The following is a 15,341-nucleotide window of genomic DNA, read 5'->3' as shown; positions in this document are numbered from 1 at the left end:
CTGTCTCCCTAGCCGCGTTCCAGTTCCAGCCCTTCATGCACGAGCTGCAGCTCCTCGATCGCGACCTGGCTCGCGGTCGACGAGAGGTCCGGTCCCTTGAACTTGGTTGGCAGCGCGTTCGTGATCCGCCAGCGCAGCAGCGGCTGATCGGGCTTTTCGGGGTGGCAGACCTCGATCAGGCCAGACACGCGCAGTGCGTAGTTCGACTGGCGCGTGCACATGTCGAACCAGTTCCACAGGTCCGCGAGCTCCGTGATGCCGCGTTTCAGGATAATCGGCGCGAAGGTCGCCGGCCCCGACAACTGCACCTCACCCCAGTTGCGCCCACCCTCCTTCAGGGCCTTCGGCGCCATTGTCGTCTCCAGCCCCGATACTTCGCTGAAGGCGCCGCGGCACAGCAACCCACCGCCTTCGCCGTCGTACAGCGCGACGCGGAAGCGGAAGGGGATGAACTCGCGCGGGGAATCGGCGTAATCAGCCATCGACAGCCTCGATGCGGGTGTCCGCCACGGCGGCGTGGCGATCGTGCAGGAATGTGATGCGCAGCCGGTCGATCGGATAGGCCGGCGCGATCTCGATCTCGAAGGCGAGCGTCGATTCGCCCGGTGGCAACTTGTGGATGCGGTACGCCTCCTCGGCACGGGCCCCGCGCAGCGCCCCCGCGTCGTGCAGCCGCCCGAAAAAGGCACGCAACGCGAGTTCCGGGCGTGGATCGCCCGGATCGACGTCGAAGACGAGTTGCTCGCCCAACGCCTGCAGCTCGCGCCGGATCCAGCCCATGAAGCGCATCACCTCGGCCGAGCGCCAATGGTCCTGCGCGCGGCTCCTGGCGCCCATGCGGTGAAGGTCCGCCGCCGGCAGGCAGGGAGCGGCGAGCGCCTCGTCATCCACCTGCAGCTTTCCGGCGCGCACCAGCAGCACCGTGACGCCCGGCGATTCACGCAGGCTCGTGGCCTGCTGCTGCGTCACCGGCGGCCACGGCAACTGCGCGCCCCGCAAGGGCCGTCCGGCGATCGAGCGCCATGTGCCGTGGCGCTGCGACACGCGGGCTTGCACGCCGGCGATGAGCCCGCAGGGCGACGCGAGCGTCTGTTCCGCGCCACGCAGGTAAGGCCATACGAACTGCAGGTGTCGCAGTTTGCCGGCGAGTTCGCTATGCGGCGTCACGGCCGCGCCGCCCTCGGCCTCGCTGCCGGCTTCGCCTGCGATACTGGCAAGGTGGTCGAGGAAGTCGCGCGCGGGCGCGGGCAGTTCGTCCCTCGGCTGCAGGTCGAAAGGCAGCGCCAGCAGGCACTGCATGTCCGGGCGCAACCGTGCGAGGGTGCGCGCGATCGGGGGCACGATATCGACCGGCGCAAGCCTGTCGTCGTCAGGCGGGACTTCGTTCGAACGGGGCCGCTCACGGTGCGTGTCGTCGATCTCGGTGCCGCAGGGCAGGAACACCGGCTCCGGGTTCGGCAGCCGCACGCGCGGGACGTCGGGCAGCGCGGCTGGCACCAGCAGCCGTTCGAGATCCGGCAGCGCGATGATGCCGGCGCGGGCGATCAGGAGCGCGCGCTCGAAGGCACCCAGCGCCGACGTGTCGATGAGGTCCGCGTAGGGTCCCGGCAGGAAGGCGCGCATGCCACCGGATTCAGGCACGCGGATGATCCACAGCGTGCGCGTTTCGCGGGAATCGGTCTCGGCGCCGGAGAAAAAATCCTGCACCGCCCCCGGCAGCCACGCGGCGCGGCCGGCCAGGGCGCTGCGGTAGCCACAGTCGGTGTCGAAGGCCTGCGGGAACAGCGCCTGGAAGTACCCCAGCGAGCGGATCGGGATCGGCAGGCGGTAGAGCGCAAGCAACGCGCCATCGCCCGGCTCGGACTCTTTCTCGCCCTCGTCGAGCGTCCGCAGCCGCTCGGCTTCCGCGGTGAAACCGAGTGCTGCAATCTCGGCGAGCGCCGCAACATCGCGCGCAAGCCGCTTCCACTCGGCACTGCCGTCCACCGACGGGCAATGGCCGATCATCACGACCTCGACCGGCGCCCGCCGCCGCTGCGCGGGACGAGCGTCGAGTTCGATGCGCTTGTCGGCGATCAGCACGTGCCTACTCCTGCTCAATCGTCTCGACCGAGAGCACCAGCTCTTCGATCGCGACGTCGCCGCCGCCCTTCGCGGTCAGTGTCGGTCCTGTCCACTTGATCGGCATTGCGCCGCGCAACTTCCAGCTCACCACAGTATCGGTGCGGTCCTCCGACTGCAGCTTCACGACGATGTCACGCTTGGCTTCCGAGATCTTGCCGGTGCGGCCCTTCTCCAGCCACTCGTAGAGGTTCTGCGCGCCGATCACGCCGCGCTTCAGTGTCACGTCGCCCGCCTTGTGGATGCCCGGCACCTTGCGCACATAGTTCACGCGGTCGTTGCCGGCGCGGTACTCGGCGACCGTGACCTCGGCGTTCAGCCCCGACACCTCGGAAAAGCCCGCCTGCACCTCGCTGCCCTGCCCGGGTTCAAGATCGACCAGGAAGTTGAACGCCGAATACGGAGTTTCGCGAAAAACGGCCATGACTGTCTCTCCTTGACTCAGGCGTCGGCGGTCTTCTGGCCGATGCGGAAGATCACGAATTCGGCGGGCTTCAGCGCCGCGACACCGACAATGCACACCATCCGGCCGTTGTCGATGTCGTTCTGCGTCATCGTCGAGCGGTCGCAGCGCACGAAATAGGCTTCCTTCGGCGTGCCGCCCAGCAGCCGCCGGTTGCGCCATTCATTGAACAGGAAGTCCTCGACTGAGCTGCGGATGTTGGCCCACAGCGCTTCGCCATTCGGCTCGAATACCGCCCACTGCGTCGACTTCTCGATCGAGCGCTCGAGGTACAGGAAGTAGCGCCGTACATTCACGTACTTCCACTCCGGATCGCTCGAAAGCGTCCGCCCGCCCCACACGCGATGACCACGACCCGCGAAGGAGCGCAGGCAATTGATGCCATTGGGGTTCAGCAGCTCTTGCTGGAACGCATTGATCTGCTGCTCGAAGCGCAGCGCTCCCATCACGATCTCGTTAGCAGGCGCCTTGTGCACGCCACGATCTACGTCGGTGCGCGCATACACTCCGGCGATAAAGCCCGCCGGCGGCACCGAAATCTGGCGTCGCACCCCGGTCGGGTCCGGAATCACCACCCACGGGTGGTACAGCGCGAGCCGCGAATCGTCGAACTGGCCGGCGAAGGCGCGCAGCTCGCCGATGCTCTGGCCCAGGCGCGAATCCACGACGCCAACGCGGTAGCGCATGCGCCGGCAATGCTTCTGCACCTCCAGCACGACCGCAGTGTGCACGTCCTCGTCGGCTTCAGCAGCGGCCGGCGTTATCACGATCGACACGTCCTCGACGCCTTCGAGCGCCTTCAGGCCTGTGCTGCCCTTGACCTCGTCGGTCTCGCCGGCATAGTCGGCGGCGGTGAGTTCGGCGCCGTCGGCGCCACCCGTCAGCGCTATCAGGTAGCGCGGCTCGTCGAGCGATGCTGCACCCGGATTCAGCGCCGCCGTATCGCACATGGCGATCAGCGCGGTCTGGATCTCGTCGCCCGTGGCATCCTCGTCGACGACGCAGGCGATCGGCGAACTCAGCGCCTCGGCGCGCCGGTCGGGATTCGCCGGCAGGTTGGCCGCAAGGCTCGACGTGCCGGTCGGCGCCGTCGTGATACCGGCGTAGGTCCGGATCACCTCCCCGTCCTTGCCGCCGTTACGCACGTCAATGTCGAAAGTGCGCAGCACGATGATCGAGCGGGCCGCACCGGGCTCGGCAGCCAATGCCGCGAGCGGCAGCGTGATGGGATTGGCCACGCCGGGATTGAGCGTCGTGTTTCCAGTCACCGTGAAGGTCTCGCCGGACGCATCGAGGGTCCCGCGCAACACCTTGAGGTCCCCCCAGTCGGCACCGCCCGTGTAAGCGGTGAGGTGGGTGGGCTCGGAGAGCTGCAGTTCGGCCGAGGTGCCCGCCGCGAGCGCGCCGGAGGACGGCTGGCGTACGAAGACGCGCGTGAGCCTGGCATCGGCGGGCAGTTGGGCCGGGATCAGCGCGGTCAACTCGCTCGCCGCGACGGGCGCCGGATTGGCCGGATCTGCCATCGACGTGATCTCGGCGCCATCGCCCTGGATCGCGAGATTGGCCCCGTCGAGCCTGACGACCGCCTTCACGTCGATGGGGAAGGCAGCGTCGGCGATTGCGCCGGTTGCCTTCGCCGCGAGTGTCACCCCTGTCGCTTCGAGGAAGAAGAGTCCGGTGCCCGTGGCCGATTTCGGCGATTCGCTACGCAGCAGGTTCTCGCTGTCGCGCCAGTGCAGTTCCAGCGTGTAGTCCCCGATCTTGCCTGGAAAGCGGCTGAAGAACTGCACGGTGTTACCGGCGTCGGACTTCGACGCCGTGTTCGGCCACTTGCCTTCGTCGTCCGGCCCGATGCCGTTCACGCCGGCCACCACGCGCGCGACGAAGAGTTGCTTGCCGCCATTGTCGAAGAAGGCACGCGCTGCGTGGGCCGTATGGTTGAGCACTGCGCCACCGTCCTTGCCGATGTTGATATCCGCGGCGTCGCCGAAAATGCGTTCGAATTCGGCATAGCTCGTCATTACCTCCGGCACGCCGCGCAGTGGCCCCGTGCGGGTCGGACCCACCAACGCCGCGACGCTGGTCCCGACGCCTTCGATGGACTTGCTGCGGAAACTCGTCTCCTCTACAAAGACGCCTGGTGCGAGGTACTCCGGCATATCGGCCTCCTTCGGGGCTGCGTGCGGCTGTCTAGGGTCTCAGGGAAATTGCAGGACGAGGGCATCCCGTCCCGGGCTGGCAAGGGTGACGATGCGCCCCGGCGCAATATCCACTGCGAGTTCGGTCTTGAAGGGGGCACCACCGGTCGTGCGCACGAGCGCCTGCGGCAACGCGTCCGGGTCGGTGCCGTCGGGCGCGGCGCGCACCGACAGCACGGCAGGATAGACGTCGGCTGGTGCGTCCTTGGTCAGGGCCGGGAGGCGCTCAAGCGACAGGCGGAACTCCCCGTGGGCGTCGCTCTGTGCAACGAAATCGAAGGGGTCGGCGAGCGGCGGCGTCACGCGCAGCGCGAGCAGCGCCCACGGCAGCGGCGTGCCGTCGTCGAGCGTGGCGCGTCCGATGAGCCCGCCGGCGCGGCCGAAGCGCGTGCCGTGCGGCGAGCGGAACATACGCAAGCGTTGGCCGGCACACTGTCCAGCATTGAGCGCAAAACGCCGCGGCAGAAAGCGCCCCGCCGGATCACGCACTTCGCCGGCGATGGGAAACATCGCCTCGGCAGGCGGCACGAGGTCCGCGGGCACCGCCTCACCGGCGACGACCCGTCGCAGTCCGGCGGGTATGCGGCGCCAGAGCGCGGTACCGGAAGTCTTGTGGATCAGTTCGAGATCGCGGGGCGCCTGCGACAGGCGAATCTCCAGCGTCTGCGCCGGGACCACGCGTCGTGCGCTTCCCTGGGCGCCACTCGCGTCGAGCCATTCGATGAAATCGCTTGCGTGCAACACAAGGGTCTCGAAGATCATTGGTGCGCGCCCCCATGTTCACCGGCAGGGAACACCAGCGTGCGCACCGGAGGACCCTCGTCCTGGTTCACGTCGGGCGCGAGGCGCACCGTCTTGACGAGGTAGGGTGCCGACAGCCGGTAGTCGCCCGGCAAGCTGTCCCAGAGGCGCATCAGGTCCTCGGTGCTCATTTCCTCGGGCAGCACCTGGACACCGTCGTCACCCCATTCGGGGTCGGCGAGGCTCAGGTCGGCGCTCGCGAGCGGGAAGCCGCCGCCGAGGATCTGGATCGCGGTCGAGAGATAGCTGATTTCCTGTTCCGTGTGCGTGCACCATGCAATCAGGAGCAGGTGCAGATTCACCGGTAGTTCGGGACGGGGCAGGCGATGGCCGGGTGCAGGCGGCAGATGCCGGTTGCGGCTGAAGGGGTCCACCGAGACGCGGTGCAGGTAGATGCCGAGGGTGTCGGTATTGTTCTGGGGAACACCGGCCAGCGCCTGCGAGCCGAGAATCTCGACCTTTGGATTGCCGCCCAGCCGCGCCGCCATGCGAATCGACAAGCGTTCGCGCAGGGCTTGCAATACTCCGAGGACCCCCAGATGCGACGCCACCGTTCCCCTCCCCTTTAAGCCTGAGCTTGCGAGACAGCGTTGCGACGTCCTTCCCCATTCACAGATCGACGACAGTAATCGGGGGCTTTTAAATCATTACTTAGTTCCGCGATCCGTTCAGCCGCGCTTAGGCGCGTGTGGCGGTAAGGTGCCATGACGGGCCGCGCAACAAGTGCAGCGTAGAGGAGAGCATCCAAAGTGCAAATGCGCACAATTTAATGCTGGTCTGCGCAACCCTTACTTGACGATTCTCCTTGGCACTGGGTTGAGCCGAGTTCTGAAGGCGTGTCAGGAGGAGGCAGTGGGACTGGCGCGGCGAACCGCGCCGGTCCCGCTCCTTGAATGGGCACGCTAACCGTAGCTGATCGCGTCCACCGAACAGCTGGACTGATTGGATTGGTAGCTGTTGGCGCGCACCTGCCATTGGCCGCCGCGTTGCGCTTGCAGCCATTGCTCGATGGCGGTGATCAGGGTGGCGTCATGGACATGCTTGTCCTGGCGCCAGCAGACTTTCACCTCGGTGCCGTTGGTGGTTTCGGTGAATTTTTCCTGGCAGTACTTTGGCATGGCTTACTCCTTGAGTTGAGTATCGATCGACGCAGTTGTTCCGACTGAAATGGTCAAGTTCTGGCGATACGTTCAGACTGTGTAGTAGTCACGCCATGCCGCGACCAGTTGGGTGCGGATCTGCTCGGGCAACTGGTCGTTGTTGAACGTAGGCGGCTTCCTGCTGCCGTAGTAGTAGGCGGTGCGGTCATTCGTCGCCATGTGGTCGCGTGCGGAATTGTCGATGCTGCGGCTCATGTGGATGTCGGGGAAGACGGGATTTTCATAGTAGACCCAGGTACCACCATTGTTGGGGTCGACATAGCCGCTCACTTTCCAATCGTCCATCATTGCAGTTCTCCTAGACGTGCTACTGCGGTTTGTGCGTCGGCGGTGCTGACTCGCCATTGACGCTGCGAACCGGCTTGCTGATGACACCAAGCAACACCGGGGTATTCGAATCGCTGGCATCGAAGCGCACCTCCATTCCCGTGCATCCGCTGCAGGCAAGCGCGGCGGCCATGGCCGGCTCGCGCCGCACGGTGAAAGGCCCGATGCTTGCCACCGACGCGGCCAGCTCCTTCGCCAGTTGGCCACTGGCTGCCCGCAACGACAGGCGCGGCCGGTAGCCGATAACCGCGCGCGCCGGGAGCAGGCCGAGCGCGCCACCCATACCGAAGAAATCTGGCGCGCCGGCCGGCAGCGTTGCGTGCCCGCCTTCGAGCAACCCGGCGTCGAACCAATCGCCGGGCTGTATGGGGAAGACGCCGAAACCGGCCAGGGTCAGGGTCAGACCTTCGACCACCCCGCTGGCCGTGGCGCGCTGCAGCGCAGGCGGCTCCGCAACCGCTGCGCTGGCATTGGGCATGCGCAGTCCGAGAAATGCCGGCCAGCCAGCCCCGGCAAAGGGTTCCGGTGTCGGCGCTACGGCCGGCGCGGCAGACGCTTCCAATGTCGCTGGCAGGCTCCGCGGACCGGCCAGCATGGCAGGCGAAGGCAAGCTCAGCGACAACGCCGGCGGCAGATCTGCCGGCGAGCTGCGCCAGGCGCCCAGGCCGGTGGCCCAGCCGTCCAGCGAGTACCGCGGACAGCAAAACTCGGTGCTGCCCGCATACAGGCTGGCGGCCATGTTCAGTTCGCTGGCCTGCGGCAGGGACGCGAGCAGGCAGCGATTCATTGCCGCGCCCAGCGCCGGTGCCCGGCCGTCCAGCGTGGCGGCCACGGCATCATGAGCGTCCAGCAGTCCGGCGCGCTCGCCATCCTGCGTGGCAACGCCGGCGACAGCGCTGCTGGCGCCATTGCGGCCAGCAATGCCGGAGATCGGCAGCTGCAGCGATTGCAGCAATCGCCGGTACCGGGCCAGATCCGTGCTCAAGGCGTTGCCAGGCGTTGCAGGCCGCAACGGTCCACGCTGCGTCCCTGATGTGGCCGCAGCCTCCACCAGATAGCTCAGACATAGCCAGTAAGCCGTGAACAGGCCGCTGCGAGATGCGTAAGCACCCGTGCTGGGGGGGATGCCATCGCCGAGCTGGAAGATACTCCAGTTGACGACCGCGGGCTGCGCATCACCGAGCCCGCTGAAAGACGTAACAGCGGCGGGCGAGAACAATTCCGGGGCGGCTGTGCCTGCATGGCTTGCGATCGCATCGGCGTAGAGGCGCCACAGCGCTTGATCGGACAGCATGAGATCTCCAGCGGGCAGACTGTTGTCGACTGCGGCCGAGGCGGATGCGCAACGGTGTCGGACGTGGCGCCCCGCACTCGTGTGCGGGGCGCCACACGCGCATCAGCCGCCCAGCTTCTGGCTCACTACGCCGAGCAGGATGGGAATGGTGCTGCTGACCGGCCCGATCGTGACGGTAGCCGAAGCATCATCCCACTTGATGTCCTGCTTGGTGCCGTTGGTCGATACCGTGGCCGAGCCGATGCGGAACGGGCCGATGCCGATCGAGGCCGTCGCTTGCGCCTGCCAGCTGTTCTTGACATTGCTGTAGTCGCTTGCCGACATTGTTAGCTTCACGGTCGGCTGAAAGCCGACAATGATTTGCGTCGGCACCCGGGCCAACGCACCGCTGTCGCCGAAGAAGTCCGGCGCGCCGGACTTGAGTCGGTTGTGATAGGTGGCAACCAGCCCGCCGTTGTCCCACCACAGTCCGGGGTTAATCGGAAAGGTGCCAAAGCCGGTAAAGTCAACCGCCAGGCTGAAGTCGGAGCTGCTGGTGTTGATGCTGGTTTTCTGCCCGCTGGCCGAACCGCTGCCGAAGAAGGAGAAAAAGTCGCCGAACAGGCTGGCATCCACCGACGTGCTCCAGCCGAACTCGTCGAAGTCATAGCTGCCGGAACCAGAGCTGATCGAGATCGAGGCGCCCGCGTTGTTCTTGCCTGCCACACTGGCCTGCTGCCACTCGGCATACTTGGCGCTAAATGCCTGCAGTGAATAGGACGGCGCGAAGGCGGAGAACAGGTTGTTTGGCGGGACCGGATTGGTGCCGCCGATCACCACCGGCTGGCTGCCGGCGGGGGCCACACTGCCCATCTTGACTGGCATGTTGTAGGGATTCTGCGTGGCCATGTTCTGCGCGCCGTTGATGCCAACCTTTGCGCGCGCCTGCTGCACGACGCTGTAGCCGGGCCCGTAGGCCTTGATCATGATCTCGTCGTAGGCGCCGGATGCGCCAATCAGCGCATTATTGGCATTCAGATAGCTCGGGTAGTTCTGCTGTACCCAGGCCTGGAACGGTGGAGGATTCGGATTGACGTTCTTGTAGGCGCCATAGGCGTTGTAAGCCGCCACCTGGACATTATTGAAATTGGTCTGGGCGTCGTTGAGCGCGGCCGCCGCCTGGTTCACCTGGCTTTCCAGGTTGGGATTGACCATTGCCCCCAGGTCCACCCAGTCGAGGAAGGTCGCATAGGCGGCAAGCAGCCCGCCGGCGGAGGAATAGGCAGGACTGGCGGCGGGAATGACATCGCCGATGCCATACACGTAGTAGTTGATGATGCCGGGGTCGCCGTTGCCGAGGTCGACATTCAGCGTCGTCGAGCCAGCGCTGAATTGCTGCTGGTCGGTGATCCCGCTCGGGAACGCCTGCGCCTGCACGGCGCCCATCCACTTCTTCCACAGATCCAGGGTATCGACATTTGCCATTTCTCTGCTCCAGTTGGCTTGGCGAAAACGGACGGAAGCAGCAGAAGTGCCGGCATCGTCCACTGACGCGCCGTGCCGCCATCTCGCTTGCACCGCCCGTCTGGATTCCATGGTCGGCGATCATGTGTGCCGGCGAACTGTGCCGAAGACTGATTTTCCCCTTCAGAGAAACTGATTTGTGCATCGGCACTCGCCGCATATGGCAGGCGTTGGCGCCGTTCAGAACAGCCCTTCGTCAATGGCATAGCGGGTCAGCTGCGCAATACCCTTTACCTGGAGCTTCCCCATGATGTGCTCGCGATGCGTGCCGACAGTCTTGGTGCTGATGTGCAGCTGCTCCGCGATCTCTCTGGTTGAGTGGCCCTCCACCAACAGCTGCAGAATCTGACGCTCGCGCGCGCTGAGCGTGGCGCCCGGCGCCGGCGTGCCATGACTTCGTGCCGAGCGCAAGCTGGCCAACATGGCGGTGGCCACCTCGGCGCTCAGGTAGGAACGTCCGCTAGCCACGGTGCGAATGGCTTTGCCCAATTCATCGAACGCGCAGTCCTTGAGCAGGTAGCCCAGAGCGCCCGCATCCAGCGCGGCGGCGATCATGCGCTGCTCGCCGTGCGCCGATACGCATAGCACGCGCACCGACGGTGACATCGGCAGGATGCGGCTAATCGCATCGATGCCATTAAGCGCCGGCATCCCGAGGTCGAGCGCGACCACGTCCGGGCGCAAGCGGTCGGTCAGCCGCAGCGCTTCTAAGCCGTCGGCGGCTTGCCCGACGACTTCCATGTCGCTCTCCTTGCCCAGCAAGGCCGCCAGTCCCTCGCGGAACAACCTGTGGTCGTCCGCCAGCAATACACGGATGCGAGGCATTTTCAACCCCGCGGACGGGACGCGCGCGCACTGCCGCCAGTGTCGCCGTAGGACAGGCCCAGGCGCGTGGCGGGGCTGCGCCGGCCTTGCGGCAGCGGTAGCACAATGCGGACTTGTGTACCGCTGCCTGGGGCAGAATTCACCTCCAGCCATCCCCCCAATGCCGCCAGCTGGGCCGCGCAACTGGACAGACCGAAGCCGCCCGCAGCGCTGCCGGACGGCGCGCAGAGCCGGGGATCGAAGCCGCGGCCGTCGTCGCTCACGGTGACATGGACATGGCCGTGACCGCAGGCACAGCGCAACCAGACCTGTTTGGCGCCGCTGTGCCGGCGCACATTGGCAAGCAATTCGTTCGCTACGCGCAGCACCACAGCCGTAGTGGTCGGGTCGAGCGGCACCGGCGGGCTGTGCAGTTCCAGATGCGTCAGCAGCGCATCCTGCCGCCCTGACTGCAAGCGTGCTGCGAGACCGCGCAGGGCATCGTCCAGGCGCCCCTGCACCAACAATCCGACGCCGAGGTCCCGGGTGACAGCGCGTATCGTACCAACCGCATCGTCGACCAGCGAGCGCGTTTCGTCGATCAGAGCCTTTACCGTGGGCGCACATTCCAGGCCTTCCAGCTCGCGCAGCCGCAGCTGTGCCAGCGCGAGCGCCTGGCCGGCTTCGTCGTGCAAACCGCAAGCGATGCGCTGGCGCTCGCGTTCGCGCACGCTGGCTTCAAGGGCCGCCAGCCAGTGCCGGCTCTCCCGCCCGAGGCTCGGCGATGCTTCAGCAGCCGAAGCGATCCCGTCCTGTTCGCAAAGCCCATGCTGCCCCGAGAATGCTGACCATGCTGATCTCTTGTTCTGATTCCTCGTCATGCGAGTCCCCATCAAGGCGAAAAATTGCCATTAGTCGAATATCTCTTTTAAATTTTTTTCAATTGACATATCTTTCATGAAGTCCCGATTGAGCTTAAGGAAAGCCAGGACTTCCGTGCCATGATCGTGTGGCCTGCGCGAGCTTCGCAATACTGCCAATGCCGTAGTCAGTTGGTGTCCGGCGGGCTTAGCAGGCCATGACGCAAGCAATAGATTGCCACCCCCGCTGCATTGCCAACGCCCAGCTTCCGATACAGATTTTCGCGGTGCTTGCGTACCGTCAGATCACTCAGACCGAATTCCCGCGCGATCTGCTTGCTGGTGCGTCCAAAGGCGATCCGCAGCGCGATATCGCGCTCGCGAGGTGTCAGAGAAGGCGTACCCGCCAGACGGTGAGCAGACTTGTCATCGAGCTCGGGCGAGCGCTGCGCCGCGTCGCAGGCGCTACTCTCTCGCGGATCAGCATGGGCTGCCGGCGCGGCTCGTACACCATCCGCTTGCGCGCTGCCTGCTTGTGGAGTGTCAGATTGCCGGCTCGACTCGGACGAGGCGACGAGCACGACGAAATCCATGCTCGACGGCATATGAGGTCAGTTGCGCAGCATTGCGCGCACCGGTCTTGGCTAGCAGATTGCTCCGGTGCTTGCGCACGGTCAGCACGCTGACCCCCAATTCGGTGGCGATCGAACGGCTATTCTGGCCGGCGGCGATCATGCGGAGAACTGCCTGTTCGCGCCGGGTCAAATTGTGCCGTGGTGCTTGTTGTGCCATGCAGCGGTTTGATTCGACAGTCGCCCGAACGCACTACGGAAGACAAAGTGATGGTGGCCTTAAAGGCCGGGCTGCGCCTCGCACGTGTTTGAATGCTTCACCCCTCGTGAGCCTCTGCCACGAATGCTGAACTCATGCAGATATTCATCGGTCCAGCCCATGAGCAATTCGAAGTTGAAGGACGGAGGTCGCCGGCCCAGGATCGGAGGCCATGCGCGCATGGGCGGCGCTGGCCAGAGAGGCATCGGCGCCAGTTATTCCTGCGGAATCAAGAAACGCGCGGGGCGCTTGCCCAGCCAAGCCGGCGCGCGGCCGCGACCAGACCAGGTCTTGCCCGTTTTGGGGTCCTGATACTTCGGCGGCAGCGCTGCCTTTTCCGTTGGCCCAGTGACTGCCGCGGTGGGCCCGCCGCGGCGACGTCGCGGGGCAATATCTTCGGGCGACAGGCTGTACTGTTGCATCAGCGCGCGAATCTGCTCGAGCACGCCGGGGACCTCAGTGGCGCGCGCTTGTTCGATTTGCGCTTCCAATGCCTGCTTCTGGGCCAGCAGCTCCTGATACGTTGCCATTTTTGCCTCCGAATTATTTAATCGAGCTTGATTTATACGCAGTTTAAAGTCGCCCCGCAAGGCTACAAGCGCGGCACTAAGCGTCTTTCTTCTGATTTCGTTCGACTCGCGGGAGGACCACCATCACCCTTGCGAGCGCATTAGCGTGGTCGCGGAAACATCATTACTTGAACAACAGTGCTGTTTGCCTTCGCAGCGGAATACTGGTTCCGGCATTGGGGCCATAACCGAAACCGCCATCGGCTATGGCTCGACGTGGACCACCACATTTTCCAGCCGAGCGTGAGTTTTGGTAGAAGCGGCCGCGGAGGCCGCGACCAGCAGCAAGCTCATAGACATGAATGACCGTCGGTGCGATAAAGACGGGCGTCGCGTGCGGGACTCTACCTAAAAGAACTGCCCGGCGGTGAAAATGGATGGGGATGGTAACGGTATTCCATGTGAGACGCCGCCTCTGGCACATGACGATAGCGTCGTCCAATTGCCGGAAACTTTGCTGCTAAATGGGCCGCACGCAGAAATGAGTACGCTGCTCTGCCCGGATGCCATGCACCGCATGGCGCCGTTGCGGGCTGATTAAGTAGTCCATTCAGCACATGAAGGGGCGATCGGCTCCCGTCATGAGCGTGGAAGGGCATGAGGTCCTAGGCTGCTGGGCGGGCGTGTATCGGATGGTGTTGCCTGGCGGAAGCCGACATGCGCGCCCTTGTTACCGCCTCCATACTCGCTCCCAGACGTTTGCCGGACCAGGGCCGGTAGGTTCATAGGCGCCGTCAATCGTCGGCAACCGCTCATTGCAGCATGGCGAGCAACGTGCTTCCCCGCAGAGAGGGAAGCGCATCGAGTACGCCGCTGGCGCCAACCATTGTTGCCCCATTACCTCAGCTTTCTTCGGTGCTCTTGCATTCCTGAAGTTTTCCAATCACTTGTGCGACTAACGGCACCGTTGTGATGACGCCTACCGCGAGTAGCGTCCAGCCGATGGCACGGCGTTGTTCCGGATTCATTCGATTGCTTAGCAACAGTGCTACACCCGCACCGCCTGCCGCCCGGGTTCCGGCAATCAGTCCAATTTCAGGAATGGTCAGTGGTACCTGTTTCATCTGTGCCTCCTCGCGGATAGGACTGAACCGGAGTAGCTTACGGCGCGATCGGCTGGCGTCTGTGCGCTAGCAAACAGGGCGCAGCCGGTTGAGCGGATACGGAATCGCTGGTTCGGTAACACCAGAATACCGCCTCCTTTGCGGCGTGATGTGTCGCGGTTAGCATAGTGGCAACGTGCATCGCCCCGGATGCCGTCCCCACGTGCCCTTCCATGACCGATTTCCAAGCAGCCGTATGGGTACGCCGGATTTTTTTGGTGTGTCTGCTCGGCGGGCTCCTCGCCCTTGCTTTTGTCGTAGTGCGGCCCTTCCTGGTGCCACTTGCCTGGGCAGGAATCCTCACCTATGTCACTTGGCCGCTCAACGCGTGGTTGCGCCGCGTGCTGCGGCAGCGACGAACCTGGGCGGCGCTGGTCTCCACGCTGGTACTTACAGCGCTGCTGGGAGTGCCGATCATCGGGCTCACTATCCTCCTGCGTGCTGAGATGGTCGCCGCCTACCGCGAGGCGGCGGACATTGTGAACGCGGGCGTCGCGCTACCGGATTCGCTCGCACGCCTGCCTTGGGTCGGCGAATGGTTGCAGGAGTGGTTGTCAGTGCTGTTTGGTGACCGCGCAGCGCTGCGTGCCCAGGTCACGGCGCTGATCGACCGGTGGGGCGGCGCCCTTGCAAGGCTGGCCGGCGGTGTGGGACTCAACGCGGGCCTCATTGGCGTGACGCTGTTCACAGCATTCTTCTTCTTCCGCGACGGCGATCAATTGCTGGCGCAGTTTCGCCTGGTCCTGCAAGGGATCCTCGGGCCGCGTGCTCACGGGTACATCATGGCAGTGGGCGACACCGCGCGGGCAGTGGTGTTCGGCCTCTTTCTCGCCGCACTCACCCAAGGATCTGTCGCCGGAATTGGCTACTGGGCGGCAGGCGTTGACGCTCCGGTGTTCTGGGGCATTGCCACTGCCATCCTTGCACTGATTCCCTTCGGCGCGCTTGTGATCTGGGCCCCCATCGGCGTATGGCTGATCATCACTGGCCACACTGTGGCGGGGATCGGTCTCCTGCTGTGGGGCGCTACGGCCGTGAGCTGGATTGATAACGTCGTTCGTCCGCTGGTCATCAGTGGGGCCACCAAGGTTCCGTTCCTGCTGGTAATGTTTGGCGTCGTGGGCGGTCTTGCCGCATTTGGCCTGATCGGCCTGTTCGTCGGGCCGGTGATTCTTGCGGTGCTGCTCGCCGTATGGCGCGAATGGCTCGAAAGCCAGGCGGAGCAGCGGGTAGGGCCACCCCCGGCGTAACGGGGGCAAACCGTGTCCCGCCTCCCACGCTAAGCCAGGTCACTCTGATCGCCTACC

General features: G+C 64.9%; 17 protein-coding genes. 1 reads left to right on the top strand and 16 read right to left on the bottom strand.

Annotation, left to right across the window (positions count from 1 at the left end; genetic code table 11):
- Positions 1-8: 8 nt before the first annotated feature.
- From J8I82_RS21325 to J8I82_RS21245, 16 genes are all read right to left on the bottom strand, one after another.
- A complete protein-coding gene (locus tag J8I82_RS21325; RefSeq protein ID WP_209760877.1) occupies positions 9-482 on the bottom strand; it encodes a phage tail protein in 474 nt (157 codons plus the stop codon).
- Positions 475-2,082 carry a hypothetical protein gene (locus J8I82_RS21320; RefSeq protein WP_209760874.1) on the bottom strand — a complete coding sequence of 536 codons (1,608 nt, stop codon included), beginning with the start codon at positions 2,080-2,082 and terminating at the stop codon, positions 475-477. Before J8I82_RS21320 ends, J8I82_RS21325 begins: the two co-directional genes overlap by 8 nt.
- A gap of 4 nt (positions 2,083-2,086) precedes the next feature.
- Positions 2,087-2,545: a phage tail protein gene (locus J8I82_RS21315; RefSeq protein ID WP_209760872.1), complete on the bottom strand. Its 459-nt coding sequence runs from the start codon at positions 2,543-2,545 to the stop codon at positions 2,087-2,089.
- A 17-nt stretch (positions 2,546-2,562) separates the two neighbouring features.
- Positions 2,563-4,743 (bottom strand): phage tail sheath subtilisin-like domain-containing protein, encoded by a 2,181-nt coding sequence (locus tag J8I82_RS21310; protein WP_245179964.1) that lies wholly within the window; start codon positions 4,741-4,743, stop codon positions 2,563-2,565.
- 39 nt (positions 4,744-4,782) lie between these two features.
- On the bottom strand, positions 4,783-5,544 hold the full coding sequence (locus tag J8I82_RS21305; protein ID WP_209760870.1) for a hypothetical protein: 762 nt from the start codon (positions 5,542-5,544) through the stop codon (positions 4,783-4,785).
- A complete protein-coding gene (locus tag J8I82_RS21300) occupies positions 5,541-6,134 on the bottom strand; it encodes a Pvc16 family protein (protein ID WP_209760868.1) in 594 nt (197 codons plus the stop codon). Before J8I82_RS21300 ends, J8I82_RS21305 begins: the two co-directional genes overlap by 4 nt.
- Positions 6,135-6,485: 351 nt before the next feature.
- Positions 6,486-6,701: a hypothetical protein gene (locus tag J8I82_RS21295; RefSeq protein ID WP_209760866.1), complete on the bottom strand. Its 216-nt coding sequence runs from the start codon at positions 6,699-6,701 to the stop codon at positions 6,486-6,488.
- A gap of 72 nt (positions 6,702-6,773) precedes the next feature.
- Entirely contained in the window at positions 6,774-7,031 is a 258-nt protein-coding gene (locus J8I82_RS21290) for a hypothetical protein (protein ID WP_209760864.1), read from the bottom strand.
- 19 nt (positions 7,032-7,050) lie between these two features.
- On the bottom strand, positions 7,051-8,364 hold the full coding sequence (locus J8I82_RS21285; RefSeq protein ID WP_209760862.1) for a hypothetical protein: 1,314 nt from the start codon (positions 8,362-8,364) through the stop codon (positions 7,051-7,053).
- Between the two features lie 102 nt (positions 8,365-8,466).
- Complete coding sequence (locus tag J8I82_RS21280) at positions 8,467-9,828, bottom strand: hypothetical protein (protein ID WP_209760860.1); 1,362 nt, start codon at positions 9,826-9,828, stop codon at positions 8,467-8,469.
- Between the two features lie 219 nt (positions 9,829-10,047).
- Positions 10,048-10,692, bottom strand: coding sequence for a response regulator (locus tag J8I82_RS21275; RefSeq protein WP_209760857.1), 645 nt, complete (start codon positions 10,690-10,692; stop codon positions 10,048-10,050).
- A gap of 2 nt (positions 10,693-10,694) precedes the next feature.
- The gene (locus J8I82_RS21270; protein ID WP_284183119.1) at positions 10,695-11,402 is read right to left on the bottom strand and encodes a sensor histidine kinase; all 708 of its coding nucleotides are present in this window, start codon (positions 11,400-11,402) and stop codon (positions 10,695-10,697) included.
- A 317-nt stretch (positions 11,403-11,719) separates the two neighbouring features.
- Positions 11,720-12,124 (bottom strand): helix-turn-helix transcriptional regulator, encoded by a 405-nt coding sequence (locus tag J8I82_RS21265; RefSeq protein WP_209760853.1) that lies wholly within the window; start codon positions 12,122-12,124, stop codon positions 11,720-11,722.
- Complete coding sequence (locus J8I82_RS21260) at positions 12,075-12,323, bottom strand: response regulator transcription factor (RefSeq protein ID WP_209760852.1); 249 nt, start codon at positions 12,321-12,323, stop codon at positions 12,075-12,077. Before J8I82_RS21260 ends, J8I82_RS21265 begins: the two co-directional genes overlap by 50 nt.
- Positions 12,324-12,577: 254 nt before the next feature.
- Positions 12,578-12,892 (bottom strand): H-NS histone family protein, encoded by a 315-nt coding sequence (locus tag J8I82_RS21255; RefSeq protein WP_209760851.1) that lies wholly within the window; start codon positions 12,890-12,892, stop codon positions 12,578-12,580.
- An 881-nt stretch (positions 12,893-13,773) separates the two neighbouring features.
- On the bottom strand, positions 13,774-13,995 hold the full coding sequence (locus J8I82_RS21245) for a hypothetical protein (protein WP_209760849.1): 222 nt from the start codon (positions 13,993-13,995) through the stop codon (positions 13,774-13,776).
- Between the two features lie 212 nt (positions 13,996-14,207).
- Between J8I82_RS21245 and J8I82_RS21240 the strand changes: the two genes are divergently transcribed.
- Complete coding sequence (locus tag J8I82_RS21240; protein WP_209760848.1) at positions 14,208-15,284, top strand: AI-2E family transporter; 1,077 nt, start codon at positions 14,208-14,210, stop codon at positions 15,282-15,284.
- Positions 15,285-15,341 lie beyond the last annotated feature (57 nt).

It is taken from the genome of Cupriavidus consociatus (assembly GCF_017814975.1).
In the GTDB taxonomy this organism is placed as follows: Bacteria; Pseudomonadota; Gammaproteobacteria; order Burkholderiales; family Burkholderiaceae; genus Cupriavidus; species Cupriavidus consociatus.
Note: the sequence above shows the minus strand (reverse complement) of the source record. Positions and strands in the feature narration are given on the sequence as shown.

Excerpts from the sequence above, each read along its gene's own strand:
- J8I82_RS21325 (WP_209760877.1), bottom strand. The coding sequence starts at position 482 with ATGGCTGATTACGCCGATTCCCCGCGCGAGTTCATCCCCTTCCGCTTC.
- J8I82_RS21315 (WP_209760872.1), bottom strand. The coding sequence starts at position 2,545 with ATGGCCGTTTTTCGCGAAACTCCGTATTCGGCGTTCAACTTCCTGGTC.
- J8I82_RS21310 (WP_245179964.1), bottom strand. The coding sequence starts at position 4,743 with ATGCCGGAGTACCTCGCACCAGGCGTCTTTGTAGAGGAGACGAGTTTC.
- J8I82_RS21305 (WP_209760870.1), bottom strand. The coding sequence starts at position 5,544 with ATGATCTTCGAGACCCTTGTGTTGCACGCAAGCGATTTCATCGAATGG.
- J8I82_RS21295 (WP_209760866.1), bottom strand. The coding sequence starts at position 6,701 with ATGCCAAAGTACTGCCAGGAAAAATTCACCGAAACCACCAACGGCACC.
- J8I82_RS21290 (WP_209760864.1), bottom strand. The coding sequence starts at position 7,031 with ATGATGGACGATTGGAAAGTGAGCGGCTATGTCGACCCCAACAATGGT.
- J8I82_RS21285 (WP_209760862.1), bottom strand. The coding sequence starts at position 8,364 with ATGCTGTCCGATCAAGCGCTGTGGCGCCTCTACGCCGATGCGATCGCA.
- J8I82_RS21280 (WP_209760860.1), bottom strand. The coding sequence starts at position 9,828 with ATGGCAAATGTCGATACCCTGGATCTGTGGAAGAAGTGGATGGGCGCC.
- J8I82_RS21275 (WP_209760857.1), bottom strand. The coding sequence starts at position 10,692 with ATGCCTCGCATCCGTGTATTGCTGGCGGACGACCACAGGTTGTTCCGC.
- J8I82_RS21265 (WP_209760853.1), bottom strand. The coding sequence starts at position 12,124 with ATGGATTTCGTCGTGCTCGTCGCCTCGTCCGAGTCGAGCCGGCAATCT.
- J8I82_RS21260 (WP_209760852.1), bottom strand. The coding sequence starts at position 12,323 with ATGGCACAACAAGCACCACGGCACAATTTGACCCGGCGCGAACAGGCA.
- J8I82_RS21255 (WP_209760851.1), bottom strand. The coding sequence starts at position 12,892 with ATGGCAACGTATCAGGAGCTGCTGGCCCAGAAGCAGGCATTGGAAGCG.
- J8I82_RS21245 (WP_209760849.1), bottom strand. The coding sequence starts at position 13,995 with ATGAAACAGGTACCACTGACCATTCCTGAAATTGGACTGATTGCCGGA.
- J8I82_RS21240 (WP_209760848.1), top strand. The coding sequence starts at position 14,208 with ATGACCGATTTCCAAGCAGCCGTATGGGTACGCCGGATTTTTTTGGTG.